Source organism: Streptomyces sp. NPDC059718 (genome assembly GCF_042733315.1).
GTDB lineage: Bacteria > Actinomycetota > Actinomycetes > Streptomycetales > Streptomycetaceae > Actinacidiphila.
On record NZ_JBHWGA010000004.1, the window covers coordinates 82,337 to 97,956 of the forward strand.

At 74.0% G+C, this 15,620-nt stretch carries 12 protein-coding genes; 6 read left to right on the top strand and 6 right to left on the bottom strand.

What is annotated here, in order from left to right; translation table 11 throughout:
- Nucleotides 1-182 precede the first annotated feature (182 nt).
- Nucleotides 183-1,205, bottom strand: a complete 1,023-nt coding sequence (locus ACFV3E_RS06935; RefSeq protein ID WP_500533759.1) for an LLM class flavin-dependent oxidoreductase — start codon at nt 1,203-1,205, stop codon at nt 183-185.
- Between the two features lie 79 nt (nt 1,206-1,284).
- Nucleotides 1,285-2,514: an APC family permease gene (locus tag ACFV3E_RS06940; protein ID WP_500533760.1), complete on the bottom strand. Its 1,230-nt coding sequence runs from the start codon at nt 2,512-2,514 to the stop codon at nt 1,285-1,287.
- Between the two features lie 152 nt (nt 2,515-2,666).
- Between ACFV3E_RS06940 and ACFV3E_RS06945 the strand changes: the two genes are divergently transcribed.
- From ACFV3E_RS06945 to ACFV3E_RS06955, 3 genes are read left to right on the top strand one after another with little or no spacing between them, the layout of a single operon-like run.
- Nucleotides 2,667-3,566 carry an alpha/beta fold hydrolase gene (locus ACFV3E_RS06945; protein WP_500533761.1) on the top strand — a complete coding sequence of 300 codons (900 nt, stop codon included), beginning with the start codon at nt 2,667-2,669 and terminating at the stop codon, nt 3,564-3,566.
- Entirely contained in the window at nt 3,563-4,435 is an 873-nt protein-coding gene (locus tag ACFV3E_RS06950) for a metal-dependent hydrolase (protein ID WP_500533762.1), read from the top strand. The genes ACFV3E_RS06945 and ACFV3E_RS06950 overlap by 4 nt, the downstream gene beginning before the upstream one ends.
- 13 nt (nt 4,436-4,448) lie before the next feature.
- Nucleotides 4,449-5,558: a PDR/VanB family oxidoreductase gene (locus ACFV3E_RS06955; protein ID WP_500533763.1), complete on the top strand. Its 1,110-nt coding sequence runs from the start codon at nt 4,449-4,451 to the stop codon at nt 5,556-5,558.
- 14 nt (nt 5,559-5,572) lie between these two features.
- Here ACFV3E_RS06955 and ACFV3E_RS06960 read toward each other — a convergent pair whose 3' ends face one another.
- Both ACFV3E_RS06960 and ACFV3E_RS06965 read right to left on the bottom strand, forming a co-directional pair.
- Nucleotides 5,573-6,601, bottom strand: a complete 1,029-nt coding sequence (locus tag ACFV3E_RS06960; protein WP_499512538.1) for a rod shape-determining protein — start codon at nt 6,599-6,601, stop codon at nt 5,573-5,575.
- Between the two features lie 117 nt (nt 6,602-6,718).
- Entirely contained in the window at nt 6,719-8,407 is a 1,689-nt protein-coding gene (locus tag ACFV3E_RS06965; RefSeq protein WP_500533764.1) for a SpoIIE family protein phosphatase, read from the bottom strand.
- Between the two features lie 155 nt (nt 8,408-8,562).
- Between ACFV3E_RS06965 and ACFV3E_RS06970 the strand changes: the two genes are divergently transcribed.
- From ACFV3E_RS06970 to ACFV3E_RS06980, 3 genes are all read left to right on the top strand, one after another.
- A complete protein-coding gene (locus ACFV3E_RS06970) occupies nt 8,563-9,621 on the top strand; it encodes a M23 family metallopeptidase (RefSeq protein ID WP_500533765.1) in 1,059 nt (352 codons plus the stop codon).
- Nucleotides 9,622-9,737: 116 nt separating this feature from the next.
- Nucleotides 9,738-11,417, top strand: coding sequence for a hypothetical protein (locus ACFV3E_RS06975; RefSeq protein WP_500533767.1), 1,680 nt, complete (start codon nt 9,738-9,740; stop codon nt 11,415-11,417).
- Nucleotides 11,407-13,059, top strand: a complete 1,653-nt coding sequence (locus tag ACFV3E_RS06980) for a carboxypeptidase-like regulatory domain-containing protein (protein WP_500533768.1) — start codon at nt 11,407-11,409, stop codon at nt 13,057-13,059. Before ACFV3E_RS06975 ends, ACFV3E_RS06980 begins: the two co-directional genes overlap by 11 nt.
- 48 nt (nt 13,060-13,107) lie before the next feature.
- Here ACFV3E_RS06980 and ACFV3E_RS06985 read toward each other — a convergent pair whose 3' ends face one another.
- Together ACFV3E_RS06985 and gad are read right to left on the bottom strand one after the other, a co-directional pair.
- Nucleotides 13,108-14,106 (bottom strand): cation diffusion facilitator family transporter, encoded by a 999-nt coding sequence (locus tag ACFV3E_RS06985; protein ID WP_500533769.1) that lies wholly within the window; start codon nt 14,104-14,106, stop codon nt 13,108-13,110.
- 28 nt (nt 14,107-14,134) lie between these two features.
- Nucleotides 14,135-15,586, bottom strand: coding sequence for a glutamate decarboxylase (gene gad, locus ACFV3E_RS06990; protein ID WP_500533770.1), 1,452 nt, complete (start codon nt 15,584-15,586; stop codon nt 14,135-14,137).
- Nucleotides 15,587-15,620 lie beyond the last annotated feature (34 nt).

The following is a 15,620-nucleotide window of genomic DNA, read 5'->3' on the forward strand; positions in this document are numbered from 1 at the left end:
GCGCCCCCTGCGCCTTCTGCGACTGTGACGCAGGAGGGGGCGGGCGGGTGGCATCGGGGCCGTTGCGGATGGATCTCAGTCGGGCAACGCCCTCCCGCCCGGGACGGCTTGGCGGGCGCGGTACAGGTCGCGCAGCAGGGCGGTCTCGGACCCGTGGTGGATGACCTCACGGCGACCGGTGCTCAGCGCCAGCCGAGTTCCGGAGCCACGTGGGTGAGGATGCTGTCCAGCACATGCGCGTTGTAGTCGACCCCGAGCTGGTTCGGGATGGTCAGCAGCAGGGTGTCCGCGGCCTGGATCGCCTCGTCGTCCCGCAGCAGCTTCACCAGTTCCTCCGGCTCCGCGGCGTAGGAGCGCCCGAAGACGGCCCGGGTCGTGTCGTCGAGCATGCCGACCTGGTCCCGGGAGTTGCGGTCGCGGCCGAAGTAGGCCCGGTCGAGGTCGTCGGTCAGGGCGAAGATGCTGCGGCTGACCGACACCCGCGGCTCCCGGGTGTGGCCCGCCTTCCGGTACGCCTCGCGGTACGCCTCGATCTGCTTGCGCTGCTGGACGTGCAGCGGCTCGCCCGTCTCGTCGTTCTTCAGCGTCGAGCTCTGCAGGTTCATGCCCAGCTCGGCGGCCCACACGGCGGTGGCGTTCGACGCGGAGCCCCACCAGATCCGGTCGCGCAGTCCCTCGGAGTGCGGTTCGATCCGCAGCAGCCCGGGCGGGTTGGGGAACATCGGCCGCGGGTTGGGCGTGGCGAAGCCCTCGCCGCCGAGGACCGCGAGGAACGCCTCGGTGTGGCGGCGGGCCATGTCGGCGTCCGTCTCGCCCGGCTCGGGGTGGTGGCCGAACAGGCGCCAACCGTCGATCACCTGTTCCGGTGAGCCGCGGCTGATGCCCAGTTGCAGCCGGCCGGCCGATATGAGGTCTGCGGCGCCCGCGTCCTCGGCCATGTACAGCGGGTTCTCGTAGCGCATGTCGATCACGCCGGTGCCGATCTCGATCTTCGAGGTCCGCGCACCGATCGCCGCGAGCAACGGGAACGGGCTGGCCGCCTGCCGGGCGAAGTGGTGCACGCGGAAGTACGCACCGTCCACGCCGAGCTCCTCGGCGGCGACCGCGAGATCGATCGACTGGTGCAGGACATCCGCGGCCGACCGGGCCCGGGAGTGCTCGCTGGGCGACCAGTGACCGAAGGAGAGGAATCCGATCTTCTTCACCCCGTCCCCAGCGCCCGGCGGCCACGTTTGATTCCCGCCCCAGGTCGTGTCGCGGGCGCCTCGGACGAGGTGGCGGAGGTCAGGCGGGCCGGGTGTGGCGGGCGCGTGCCGCGTACAGCGCCGCCCCGATGGCCAGGACGGCCGCGCCCGCGGTGACGGAGGTCCAGGGGAGGGCGAAGGCCAGGGCGAGGCAGCCGAGCAGACCGAGGGCGGGGACGGCGCGCCGGGCGCCGGGGCCCAGGGTCCAGGCGGAGACGTTGGCGACGGCGTAGTAGGCGAGGACGCCGAAGGAGGAGAAGCCGATCGCCCCGCGCAGGTCGGCGGTGGCGGCGAGCACGGCGACGACCGCGCCGACGGCGAGTTCGGCGTGGTGCGGCACCCCGGACCGGGGGTGCACCGCGGCCAGGGTCCGCGGCAGGTGCCCGTCGCGGGCCATGGCCAGGGTGGTGCGGGAGACCCCGAGGATCAGCGCGAGCAGGGATCCGGTGGCGGCGACCGCCGCGCCCACCCGCATCAGCGGCGCGAGGCCGCCCGCGGCGTCGGCCAGGGGCGCCGCGGAGCGGGCGAGCCCCTGTGGGCCCAGCACCGCGAGGAGGGCGACGGCGACGGCGGCGTAGACGGCCAGGGTGATGCCGAGGGCGAACGGGATCGCGCGGGGGATGGTGCGCGCCGGGTCCCTGACCTCCTCGCCGAGCGTGGCGATCCTGGCGTACCCGGCGAAGGCGAAGAACAGCAGGCCGGCCGCCTGCAGCACCCCGCCCGCGGTCGCGTCGGCCCCGATGTCCAGCCGGGCGGCGTCCGCGTCGCCGCCGGTGAACGCGGCGACCACGAAGGCCGCGAGCACCGCGAGGACGACCGCGACGATGCCCCGGGTGAGCCAGGCCGCCTTCTGCACGCCCGCGTAGTTGACGGCGGTGAGCGCCACGACCGCGGCGACGCCGACCGCCCGTTGCTGCTCCGGCCAGGCGTACGCGCCGATCGTCAGGGCCATCGCCCCGCAGGAGGCGGTCTTGCCGACGACGAAGGACCAGCCCGCCAGGTAGCCCCAGAACGGCCCGAGCCGTTCGCGCCCGTAGACGTAGGTCCCGCCCGAGGCGGGGTACAGCGCGGCGAGCCGGGCCGAGGACATGGCGTTGCAGTAGGCGACGACGGCGGCCGCCGCGAGCCCGAGCAGCAGCCCGGACCCTGCCGCGCGGGCGGCCGGGGCGAAGGCCGCGAAGACCCCGGCGCCGATCATCGAGCCGAGCCCGACGACGGTGGCGTCGAAGACGCCGAGCCGTCGTCGCAGTATCGCGTTCTCACCGGTCACGGCGGCAAAGCTATACCGTCCCACTGCTAGACACGGCGTCAACAAGCTGCCATCGTGGCCGCCGGGAACGGCGGCGCAACGACAGCGCAACGGCGACGGAACGACCAACCGACGACGCGGTGACGCGAAGGCGAAGGCGAAGGGCGGCGGACATGGCGCAGCGCTGGGTCACGGCCTCCGACGGGGTGCGGCTGGCGGTGTACGAGCAGGGGGACCCGGCCGGCACCACGGTGCTGTGCGTGCACGGCTTCCCCGACGACCACGGTGTGTGGGACGGCGTCGCCGGGCGCCTCGCCGCCCGCGGCTTCCACGTCGTGACGTACGACGTGCGCGGCTCGGGTGCCTCGGACGTCCCGCGCCGCACGCGCGCCTACCGGCTGCCGCAGCTCGCCGCCGACACCACCGCCGTCGCCGACGCGGTCAGCCCGCGGGCCCCGGTCCACCTGCTCACCCACGACTGGGGGTCGGTGCAGAGCTGGCACACCGTCAGCACCCCCGAGCTCGCCCACCGCTACGCCTCGATCACCTCGATCTCCGGCCCCGACCTGGACCACACCGGCCGCTGGTACCGCGCCCAGCTGCGCCGGCCGACGCCCGCCCGCCTGCTCAAGCTCGCCAAGCAGTCGCTGGCCTCGCAGTACGTCGGCTTCTTCCACTTGGCGGGGATCGCCGAACTCGCCTGCCGCAGCGGCCTCCTGGACGGCGTCGTCACGGCCCTGCGCCGCCTGGAGACCGGCGAGGGCCCCTCCGGCTACGGCCCCGGGCTCGCCGCCCGCAACCGTGCCGGGCTCAAGCTCTACCGCGCCAACGTGCTGCCCCGCATGCTCCGCCCCCGGGTCCGGCACGCCGCGCTCCCCGCGGTCGTGCTGGCCCCGTCCAAGGACGTGTTCGTCCTGCCGCCCTGGCAGACCGAGATCACCGACTGGGCGCCCGGGGCCGAGATCCACCACGTGGACGGCGGCCACTGGCTGCCGTCCCACCGCCCGGACCTCGTCGCCGAACACGCCGCCCGCCTGGTCGAACGTGCCGAGAAGGAAAGGACCGCGGCATGACCGCCGAGCCCGAGCACCTCGTCCTCAAGCCGCGCGACGTGCACTGGGACTGGGACGGCCTGCCCGTCCGCTACCTGGACGACGACGCCTTCCTCACCCACTTCGCCAACGTCCTCAACATCCTGCTCCCCGAGGGCGAGGACTGGTTCCTCACCGTCTTCCAGCAGACCGTGCCGATGATCGGGGACGACCGGCTGCGCGAGGACGTCATCGGCTTCATCGGCCAGGAGGCGATGCACTCCCAAGCCCACCAGTCACTGCTGGGCCACTTCAACGACGCGGGTCTGGACACCGAGGGGTTCGTCGCCCAACTGCGCTGGTTCTTCCAGGAGATGCTCGGCGACCGCGGTCTGACCGGCAGGGCCGCGCACGGCTGGCTCGTCGAGCGGGTCGCGATCATCGCCGCCATCGAGCACGTGACGTCCTTCCTCGGCGACTGGATCCTGAACGCGCACGCGCTGGACGCCCTCGACAAGCACGAGAAGGCCGGGGCCGTCCTCGACCTCTACCGCTGGCACGGGGCGGAGGAGGTCGAGCACCGCGCCGTCGCGTACGACCTGTTCACCCATCTCGACGGCCGCTACCGGCACCGGGTGCGGGCGCACCTGGTCGCCTTCCCCGTGCTGCTCTACTGGTGGGTGCGCGGCCTGCGCTGCCTCATGGCCGAGGACCCGGTGGGCGCCGGGAAGCCGCGCTGGCGCGACTGGTACCGCGGTGCCCGGCGGGGGCTGCTGCCGCCGCCGCGCGCGGTCGTCCGGCTCTTCTTCTCCTACCTGCGGCCCGGCTACCACCCGTCCCAGTACGGGTCCACCACGCAGGCCGTCGCCTACCTCGCGTCCTCGCCCGCCGCGCGCGCGGCGCTCCACTAGGGGGTCCCCGCACGTGTCCCTGCCCGACCCGAGCACCCTTCCCCCGCCTCCGGCATGGGCGACCCCGCCGCCCCGCCGGGCCGGTGGCTCCCGCCCGGAGCCGCTGCTCGCGCTGCTCGCCCGGATCACCCCGCTGCTGGTGCGCGGCAGCGGGCGGCGGCCGGTGCGCGAGACGGCCGCCGTGGACCGCTCGCTGGCCCTGCGCGTGGCCGAGGTCACCGCGGCGGCCGAGGGCGTCGTGGGGCTGCGGCTGGTGCGGGCGGACGGCGGCACCGCCGCGCTGCCCGCCTGGCACCCCGGTGCCCACCTCGACCTCGACCTGCCGTCCGGGCGCCGCCGCCAGTACAGCCTGTGCGGCGACCCGGCCGAACGGGACGCCTACCGGGTGGCGGTGCGGCTCGTCCCGGACGGGGAGGGCGGGTCCCGCGAGATGCACGCCCTCGCCCCGGGCGCGGTCCTGCGCACCCTCGGCCCGCGCAACGCCTTCCCCTTGGCCCTGACCGGCTCCGGGTCGCTGCTCTTCCTCGCGGGCGGCATCGGGATCACGCCGATCCTGCCGATGGTGCGCGCCGCGGCCGCCGCCGGGGCGGACTGGCGCCTGGTGTACGCGGGGCGCAGCCGGGCGACGCTGCCGTTCCTGGCGGAGCTGGCCGAGTGCGCGGCGCACGAGCCGTGGCGGGTGCGGGTCCGCACCGACGAGGAGGCCGGTGGTCCCCCGACGGGGGCGGAGCTGCTGGCGGGCGCGGACGCGGGTACGGCGGTCTACTTCTGCGGTCCGCCGGCGCTGATCCCGGCGTTGCGCCCGGCCCCGGTGCTGCACGTGGAGCGCTTCTCGCCGCCGCCGATCACGGACGGCACCGCCTTCGAGATACAGCTCGGCCGGGACGGGGAGGCGCTCCCCGTCCCGGCCGACCGCACCGCGCTCTCCGTCCTGACGGGGGCGCGGCCCGCGACGTCGTACTCCTGCCGCCAGGGCTTCTGCGGCACCTGCCGGGTCCGGGTCCTGGCGGGCGCGGACGCGGTCCGCCACGGCGGCAGTGCGGCCGCCCGCCGCACGGACGACGCGATGCTCGTCTGCGTCTCGCGGGGAGCCGCCGGCTCCCGCCTCGTCCTGGACGTCTGAACCCGGCCCGGGGCCTACACGGACAGCGGGTCGAGCGGCATCGGGACGGGGTGGCCCTCCATCATCGCGCCCAGCCCGCGCACCGCGCAGACGTCGGGCCGGTCCGCGATCGTGACCGGCATCCCGGTGGCCTGACGGAGCATCATGTCCAGGCCGGGCAGCAGCGCGCTGCCGCCCGCGAGCATGATGCCGCGGTCGGTGAGGTCGGCGACCAGGTCCGGCGGGCACCGCCTGAGCGTCTGGCCGATCCCGTCGACCAGCGTCGCCATGGGCATCCGGATCGCCTGCCGCACCGCCTCGGTGTCGACGCGGACCGTACGGGCGATGCCGCTGGCGACGTCGCGCCCCTGGACCTCGGCGCTGGGCGCGGTGGGGCCGGGCGCCGAGAGGATCTCGTGCAGGGGCCGCACCGACTGGCTGGGCAGCACCAGTTCGTGCGTGTTGCGCAGGTGCTGGACGACGGCGTGGTCGATCGCCTCGCCGCCCACCGCGATGGTCTCCGCCGCGACGATCGCGCCCATCGACATGACCGCGATCTGCGTGGTGCTCGCCCCGGCCAGCATGATCATCGTCGCCTCGGGCTGCTCGACCGGCAGTCCGCACCCGATGGCGGCCGCGATGACGGAGTCGACGAGTTCGACCCGCCGCGAACCGAGGCCGTACATCGTCTCGACGGCGGCCCGCTGGGCCAGCGGCCCGCTGCCGTTGGGGGTGCAGACGGCCGCCCGGAGCATCGGCTTGCGCCGCCACGCCTTGCGGAGCTGACCGCCCAGCAGGTGACGGAGCATGCGCTGGGCCATCTCGATGTCGACGACCATGCCGGCCTGGATGGGGCGGACCACGCGGATGTGCTCGGGCGTGCGGCCCGTCATCTTCTCGGCGAGCGAGCCGACCGCGATGAGGGCACCGCTGTGCGCGTTGACGGCGGCCACGCTCGGCTCGTCCACGACGAGTCCCTGGTGCTTGAGGTAGACACGGGTGCGCGACGCCCCGAGGTCGACGGCAACGGAGCAACGACGCAGATGCGCCAGACTGACGGTCACGGCAGATCCTCCCCGAGGGGCCGGTTTCCCGGGCCCGCCCCTGCGGCGGCCCGTCTGATCATCGTGCGGGCGCAAATCGGGATCCGCCCGTTGTGGTACTCCGAGCGGTTGATCCGCCTATCGCATGATCCGTGCCGCGAGGACCGCGATGTCGTCGTCGGCCGGCTCCACGACCAGCAGGGACAGCACCCGGTCGACCAGTCCGCCCAGATCACCGTCGGAGTGCAGGCGCAACCCGGCGAGGCGGTCGAGCGAGGCGTCGATGTCCTCCCCGCGCCGCTCCACCAGACCGTCCGTGTACAGCAGCAGGACGTCACCGGCCCGGCAGGAGGCCGCGACGGGCTCGTAGCCTCCGTGGCCGGTGCCCAGCGGCGGCCCGACCGGTACGTCGACGATGTCGACCGTGCCGTCCGGCCGGATGACGGCGGGCGGCAGGTGACCGGCGCTGGAGTAGGTGCACGTGTTGCGCACCGGGTCGACGAGGGCCAGCAGGCAGCTCGCCGGACGGCCCGACTCGGTCTCCGAGATGAGGGTGTCCAGCCGGCGCAGGATGCGGTGCGGCGGCAGGTCGGCCGCGGCCACGAAGCGCAGCATCGAGCGGTACTGGCTCATGTCGACCGAGGCCTCCACCCCGTGCCCCATGACGTCGCCCATGGCCAGCAGGGTGCGCCCGTAGGACAGCCGTACGGCGTCGTACCAGTCGCCGCCCACCAGCGCGGTGCTGCCGGCCGGCTGGTAGCGGAACGCGGCCTCCACGGAGGGGTGCGGGGAGCCCGGCTCCGACATCAGGGCGCGCTGCAACTCCAGGGCGATGCCGTGCTCGTGGGTGTAGCGGCGGGCGTTGTCGAGATAGATCGCGGCCCGCCGGACGATGTCCTGGACGGTCTCGGTGTCCCGCTCGGTGAACCCCGGGGACTCGCCGCAGCGGACCAGGGTCACCGTGCCGATGGGCTCGCCGCGTGCCGCGAGCGGCACGACGAGCGCCGAGTGGATGCCCACCGAGCGGAAGGCGTCCATCCGCTCGCGGGCCGACCCGCCGTGGCCCAGGGCGTCGTCCTCGAAGAGGCTCTGCACCACCGGGCTGCCCGACTGCAGGCAGCGCGGGATGGTCGTGCCCGACGGGTACTCCACGTACTCCCCGGGCTCGCCGAAGATCTTGACCTGCTCGCGCAGGTTCGGCAGCGCGGCCATCGCCGCCCGGCGCAGCCGCAGCACACCGCGGTTGTAGGGGGTGCAGCGCTCGGTGGGGAAGACCTCGACGGTGGCGATGTCGGCCAGCAGCGGCACGAGGAACCCGGCGAGCTCGGCGCAGGTCTCGTCCATCTCCAGGGTGGTGCCGATGAAGGTGGCGGCGCGGTCCAGGATGGCCAGCCGCTCCCGGGCCCGTTCCAGCTCCTGCTGGTGCTGGCGCGACGCGCTGACCTCCAGCATGATCCCGACGAGGCCGAGCACCGTGCCGTCCGCCGCGTCCAGCCGGTGGTACGCGCCCTGCCAGTAGCGCCGGCCCGTCCCGGACTCCGCGTGGGTGCGGCCGCTGGAGGGCACCTCGCGCGACTTGCCGTCGGACAGGACCTGGCGCAGCGCCTCCTCGCCCGCGTCGTCCAGGTCCGGCAGCACCTCGGTGATCCGGCGGCCGAGGTGCGCCTCGGCGGGCAGGCCGTTCATCCGGGCGAGGGCGGGGTTGACGTAGACGTAGCGCAGCTGCGGGTCGTAGATGCCCACGCCCGCGGGGGTCCCGTCCAGCACCTGCCGCAGGACCCCGTCGTCCGGCGGTGACCAGCCGCCGGGCTCACCGTCACCGCTCACCCGGTCACCCTCCTGTCCGCCGAGTGCGCCCGTTCCCATGATCGGGCGGTCCCCCGCCGGGCGCACGCCCGGATGCGGTCACCCCGCCGGGTGGCCGCCGGGCGGCGGGGCGTGTCGTCCGGGCCCCGCGGTGACCGGCCCGAAAGGATCGGGCGATGCGATGGAGGACGGCGGCCGTGGCCCTCTGCCTGCTGCTGACCGCCTCGCCGGCGGTGGCCGGCGAGCACCCCGGGCCGCGCCCGGGCCCCCCGGCCCGGGTGGAGCGGCTGTACGCGCAGGCGGCCCGTGCGGTGCAGGCGTACGAGGACGCGGAGCGGGCGGTCCGCCGCAAGCGCGCCGACCTGCGGCTGCTGCACCGGGCCGCGGCGGTGGAACGGCGGAGGCTGGACGTGCTGCGTGACCGGATCGGGGCGATGGCGCGCAGCGAGTACCGCAACGGGGGGCTGGGGCCCTCGGCGCGGCTGCTGCTGTCCGGGCGGCCCGACCGGCTGCTGGAGGGCGCGACGCTGGCCCGGCAGGGCGACCACGCGCAGGCGGCGCTGCTGGCCGAGCGGATGCTGGCCGAGCGCAGGCTGGCGGCGGACACCGAGGCCGTCGACCGGACGCTGGCGGTGCTGGCCCGCGAGGCCCGCCGCAAGGACGCGCTCCGCCGGCGCATCGAGGCGCGGCTGCTGCGTGCCCGGGCCGGGCTGTCCGCCCGCGACCTGGCGCTCATGGCCCACGAGGGGCTCTCGGCGGCCTGCCCGCGCGACCTCCCCCGGACCTCGCCCCGGTCGTCCGCCGCCGCCCACCGCCCGGGCGCCCCGCACTGGGTGCGCCCGGTGGCGCACTCCACGCTGACCGCCGGCTACGACGCCTCCGGGGCGCACTGGGCGCACCGTCACACCGGCCAGGACTTCGCGGTGCCGCCGGGCACCCCGGTCCGCGCGGTGGGCGACGGCACGGTGGTGGTGGCCGCGTGCGGTGACGGCTTCGGCAACCAGGTCGTCGTCCGGCACGACGACGGCTACTGCACGCACTACGCCCATCTGTCCGTCCTGGAGGTCGTCCCCGGGCAGCGGGTCCGCGCCGGCGAGCGGATCGGCCGGTCCGGCAACTCCGGCAACTCCACCGGACCGCACCTGCACTTCGAGGTCCGCGTCACGCCGCAGATGGGTTCGTCGGTCGCCCCGCTGCCCTGGCTGGCCCGGCACGGCGTGCTGATCGGCAACTGACGGCCGCCGACCGGCACGGGAACCCCACCCCCCACAGCTTCCCCACAGGTTCGCTATTGTTCGGCCTCCGGCGCTGACCGTTTCGGCGCCGCTTTCTGACCTGTGGGGGGTCCTGCATGCGCATTCCGCGCGCACATCGGGCTGCCGTCCTCCGAAGTGCATCCGTTCTCCTTCTCACCACCGGCCTCGCGGCCGGACCGCTGACCGCCTGGCCCGCCTTCGCCGACGACGTGACGGTCAGCGGTCTGACGACCGGCGACGACGGCACCCTGGCCGTGGGCCTGGCCGACGGCGAGGCGCTGTGGGTCAAGGTGAGCGTCCGGGCCTCCGCGGCCGCGGACGCGCCCGTACTGGCCTCGACCGACGACCTGTCCTTCTCGTGGCAGCGCGGCTGGTACACCGACCGGCCCGTCGGCCTGCCCGCGGGCACGGCGTTCGGCGACTACCCGGTGGACGTCGACTACCGCCTGCCCGGCGGCACCGTCCAGCACTGGAGCGGCGCCGCGCACGGCGGGGCGGGGCTCTTCGGCTACCGGCTGCACACCGGGGTCGGCACGCTCGCCTACGACCGCGACCACACCGACTTCGACCACCAGTCGGCGGTGCTCACCGGTGCCGTCACGACCTTCGACCCGGCGACCGGCACGACCGGTCCGGCCGCGCCCGGCACTCCGGTGCGGGTCAACTGGACCGCCCGCGTCGGGGTCGACACCAAGCACGGTTCGGCGACGGCGACGTCCGGAGCCGACGGCACCTTCTCGGTCGGCGTGACGCCCGGCGGAGCGCTCACCGCGGGCACCGCCGTCGTCAGTGGCGGGGCCGACACCGACCCGGTGGCCCCGGCCGCCCTCCCGGAGCTGCCGGCCAAGGCGGTGCAGTACCGGATCAGCGCCGATCCGTCGGCCAAGCGGGTCCACCAGGGCAAGACCTTCACCATGCGGGGCACCGTCCAGCGGCTGACCGACGAGGGCTGGAAGCCGTTCGCCGGCGCACCCCTGGTCACCACCCCGCAGCCCCCGGACGTGTACCGGTACACCACGCCCGGCCTGATGGGCACGGGCACCGCGGACGCCTCGGGGAACTTCTCGCTCGCGGCGACGGCGACGAAGACCACGTACCACTACACCTACGTCAAGCCGTCGGAGTACGTGTCCGGCTTCGCCTACGCCGAGCACCTGGTCAACGTGCCCACGGCCGGCTCCTACTCGGGCGTCACGATGTCGCTGGACGCCTACGGGAAGGTCACCGCCAAGGGCAAGCTGGCGGGCTCCTGCTGGAACGCGCAGGTCTCCCTGCAGTACTCCAAGAACGGCAGCACCGGCTGGAAGACCCTCAAGTCGGGCTCCGCGGGGGACTCCTCCGGCGGCAAGTGCTCCTTCTCGGTGAGCGCCTACGGCTACACGGACGGCTACTACCGCCTGTACCACGCCGAGTCCGACGGGATGCTCGCGGTGGCCTCGGCCAAGAAGCGCCTGCACCGCACGGTGACCCGGATCGTCTCCTTCGACATGACGCCCAACAGCCCGCGCGTGGGCGGTGCGCTGAAGGCCCGCGGCACGCTGCAGTACCAGTCGGGCGGCAAGTGGAAGGCGTACAAGGGCGGGAAGGTCGTCATCGTCTTCCGGCCCAAGGGCGAGAGCACCTGGTACTGGACCGTGAAGGGCAGGACCGACTCCTCGGGCCGTTTCAGCCTCGGCACCAAGGCCTACGGCGACGGCACGTGGGGCGCCTACCTGGAGGCCGACTCCACGCACTTCTACAGCGAGTCGAAGACGGAGTACGTCAATGCCCGTTGAGTCCCGGCGCGCCCTCGCGCTGATCGCCTCGGTGGCCGCGCTCTCCGGCGGTCTCGCCGTCACCCCCGCCCTCGCCGACGACGCGGGCCCGGTCGGCATCGGTGTGGCCCGCACGGCCGACGCCGAGCGCGGCTCCTTCACGGTGCCGGTGTGGACGGACGTCCCCGGCGCCGCGGTCACCTCGGTCACGGCGACGGTGCGCGACGGCGACGCGGTCGTCGTGGACGCGCTGTCGCTCGCCGGAGCCGGCGAGCGCTGGTCGGTGCCGTCCGGCGCCCTGCTGAAGCTGACCGAGGACGGCGGCGCCATGCCGCACCTGGGCCGGTACGCCATCGACGTCACCGCCACCGACGACCAGGGCCACACCGTCACCCGCACGGGCGCCGGCACCCTGGACTTCACCCTGCGGCCGGTCCTCACCGGCACCGCCCTGACGCGGACGGTGCTGGACAAGGACCACCGCACGACGGCCGTCACCGGCACGCTCCTGGGCGTCCAGCCGGGCAGCGGCGACCAGGTGCCCGTCGAGGGCGCCACGGTCGGCGTGACCCGCACCTACTACTCCGTGGACGGGCGGCCCGACAGCACCGGGCAGGCCGTGACCGGGGCGGACGGGTCCTTCACCTCCCAGGAGTTCCCGGTCGTCGCGTGGTCCGGGCTGAGGGCGGCGCTCTCCGTGGACGACGGGCGGGTGCACGGGTCCGTCACCGCGGAGGCCGGGAGCCCGGAGATCCGGCAGACCGACGTGATCGTCACCGCCACGGCCGACCGCACCCGCGCGGTGCCCGGCCAGGCGGTGACGATCAGCGGCCACGTCAAGGACACCACGGGCGCGCCGGTCGCCGGGGTGCCGGTGGCGCTGGCGCTCAGCGGCACGGGTCAGGTCACGGTCACCACCGACGCCTCGGGTGCCTTCACCGGCAAGGTGATCGCGGCTCCCGCCGTGTACGGGTCCTGGTCGGCCGGCGAGGCGGACCCCTACCTGACCGCCTCCGTCTCCGCCGGCGGCTCGATCGTCCTCCCGGCGGACTCCGTCTTCACGGAGGCGAGCGCCAAGATCGCCGCGGACACCAAGGTGACCCTGTCCGCCCGGCTGTACGCCGCGTACGACCGGGTGACGTCCCTCTACCAGCCCCAGGTCGTCCACCTGGAGTACTCCAAGGACGGCAAGACGGGCTGGCAGGACCTGGGCACCGCGCACGCCGACAACAACGGCAGCGTGGTGACGATCACCAAGTGGGGTCACCTCGACGGCTACTACCGGCTGCACCACTACGTCTCCGACCAGCTCGCCGACAGCACCACCAAGCCGGTCCGGCTGACCCGCACCAACACCCGGATGTACTCGATCAAGGCGTCCGCGACGAAGGTGAAGAAGGGCGCCACCGTCACCTTCACCGGCACGCTGAAGGAGTACGTCTCCGGTTCCTGGCGGCCGTACAAGGGCCGGCACGTCGAGCTGTTCTTCCAGAAGAAGGGCTCGACGAAGTGGACGTACGTCGCCTCGGGCACCACGAGCTCGACGGGCAAGGCCACGGTGAAGGGCAAGCCGTCCTCCGACGGCAAGTGGCTGATCCAGCACTTCGGTGACTCCAAGCACTTCGACAGCGACGGCACCGCCGTCTACGTCGACGTGCGCTGACGCACGCGGCACCACCCGCACGAGGGCGGGGGCCGGCCGGGCGACCGGTCAGCCCCCGCCCTCGTCCTTGCCCGCCTCGGCGCGCAGGGACCGCCGCAGCCGGTGCGCCGCCCGGCGGTCCTCGTCGGAGGCGTCCGTGACGTCCAGGAAGATCTGGTCCAGCTCGGGGAACTCCCCGGCCAGGGTGCGCTTGATGCGGACCGCGGCCTCCTCCACGGTCTCGCTGTCGATGCCCTCGGTCAGGTCCACCCGGGCGGCCAGCAGCACCGAGTCGACCCCCAGGCGCATCGTCAGCAGCGCGGTGACCGTGTCGATCTCCGGCTGCAGGGTGAGCAGTTCGTGCGCCCGCTGCCGCAGCCGGGGGTCGGCGGCCTCGCCGATGAGGGTGTCCCGGCAGTCCTTGCCGAGCCGGTAGGCGACGTACATCAGCAGGGCGGCGATCGCCAGGGACGCGTACGCCTCCCAGGTGCGGTCGCCGGTGGTCCAGTGCAGCACCACGCCGGTGAGCGCCAGCAGCACGCCGAGCACCGCGGCGCTGTCCTCGCCGAGCACGGTGCGCAGCGTGGGGTCGTCGCCCTCGCGCAGTTCGGTGCGGAAGGGGCGGCCGTGCTCGCGGGCCCCGCCGCGTACCTGCAGCAGCGCCCTGAGCAGCGAGGATCCCTCGGCGAGCAGGGAGACGACCAGGACGGCCACGGCGGTCAGGAAGGCCTGCGTGGTGTGCGGCTCGCGTTCGTGGAACGCGGACACGCCCTGGTAGAAGGAGAAGCAGCCGCCCATCACGAAGATCCCCACGGCCGCGAGCAGCGACCAGAACCAGCGCTCCTTGCCGTAGCCGAAGGGGTGCCGCGCGTCGGGCCTGCGCCGGCTGCGGCGCAGCGCGGCCAGCAGGAAGACCTCGTTGAAGGTGTCGGCCACCGAGTGCGCGGCCTCCGACAGCAGCGCCGGCGAGGTGGTGAGCAGCCCGCCGACCGCCTTCGCCACGGCGATCACCAGGTTCGCGGCGAGGGCGATGAAGACGGTGCCCTTGGTCTGTTCGTCCTTCCCCATGGGGAGCGTGTGCCCCGCGACGCGGCGCTCAGTGGTGGAAGGCGGTGGGCGCCTCGCCGGGCGGGTGGAGCGGGTGCTCCTGGTCGCGCAGCTGGGGGAGGTAGCGCTTCAGGTCGGCGAGGAAGAGGTCGGCGAGGTCCTCGGAGAAGCCGTTGCGGACCACGATGCGCAGCACCGCCAGGTCCTCGCGGTCGGCCGGATAGGTGTAGGCGGGCACCAGCCAGCCGCGCTCGCGCATCCGCCGGGAGACGTCGAAGACGTCGTAGGCGGTGACGTGGTCGGCGGTGGTGAAGGCGAAGACCGGCAACTGGTCGCCGCGGGTGATCAGCCGGAAGTCCCCGCACTCCTCGATCCGCGAGGCGAGGTAGACGGCCACGTCGCGGGCGGTCTGCTGGACGGTACGGAAGCCGTCCCGGCCCAGCCGCAGGAAGGTGTAGTACTGGGCGACGACCTGGGCGCCCGGCCGGGAGAAGTTCAGGGCGAAGGTCGGCATGTCGCCGCCGAGGTAGTTGACCCGGAAGACCAGCTCCTCGGGCAGGGCGTCGGTGTCCCGCCACAGCGCCCAGCCGACGCCGGGGTAGACCAGCCCGTACTTGTGGCCGGAGGTGTTGATCGAGGCCACCCGGGGCAGCCGGAAGTCCCAGACCAGGTCCTCGTCGAGGAAGGGCGCGATCATGCCCCCGGAGGCCCCGTCGACGTGGACGGGGATGTCGAGCCCGGTCCGCTCCTGGAAGGCGTCGAGCGCGGCGCAGATCTCGGCCACGGGCTCGTAGGAGCCGTCGAAGGTCGAGCCGAGGACGGCCACGACCCCGATGGTGTTCTCGTCGCACATCGCGACGGCGGTGTCCGCCTCCAGGTGCAGCCGGTCGCCCTCCATCGGCACCAGGCGCGGCTCGACCTCCCAGAAGTTGCAGAACTTCTCCCAGCAGACCTGCACGTTGGCGCCCATGACCAGGTTGGGGCGGCCGGCGCCCGGGTGGCGGTCGCCGGCGCGCCTCGTCAGGCGGCGTGCGAGGGACGTGCGGGTGCCGTCGCCGGCACGCCTCATCCAGCGGCGCTTGAGGGCCATCCCGGCGAGCATGCAGGCCTCGGAGGAGCCGGTGGTGGAGCAGCCGACGGCGCTCTCCGGATCGGGGGCGTGCCACAGGTCGGCGAGCATCGACACGCAGCGCCGCTCCAGTTCGGCGGTGCGCGGGTACTCGTCCTTGTCGATCATGTTCTTGTCGAGGCACTCGCCCATCAGCACCCCGGCCTCGGGCTCCATCCACGTGGTGACGAAGGTGGCGAGGTTGAGCCGGGCGTTGCCGTCGAGCATCAGCTCGTCGTGGACGAGCTGGTACGCCGTGGCGGGCGCCATCGGGCCGTCGGGCAGCCGGTGCTTCGGTGGCGCCGCGCGCATCCCGGCGACCGGGTCGGCCCCGGCGTAGAAGGGGTTCACGGCGAGCTTCGGCAGGCCCTCGGCACCTTTGTGCAGCGACATACCGTCACGATACGTGTGAAACCGGTCACCGGCA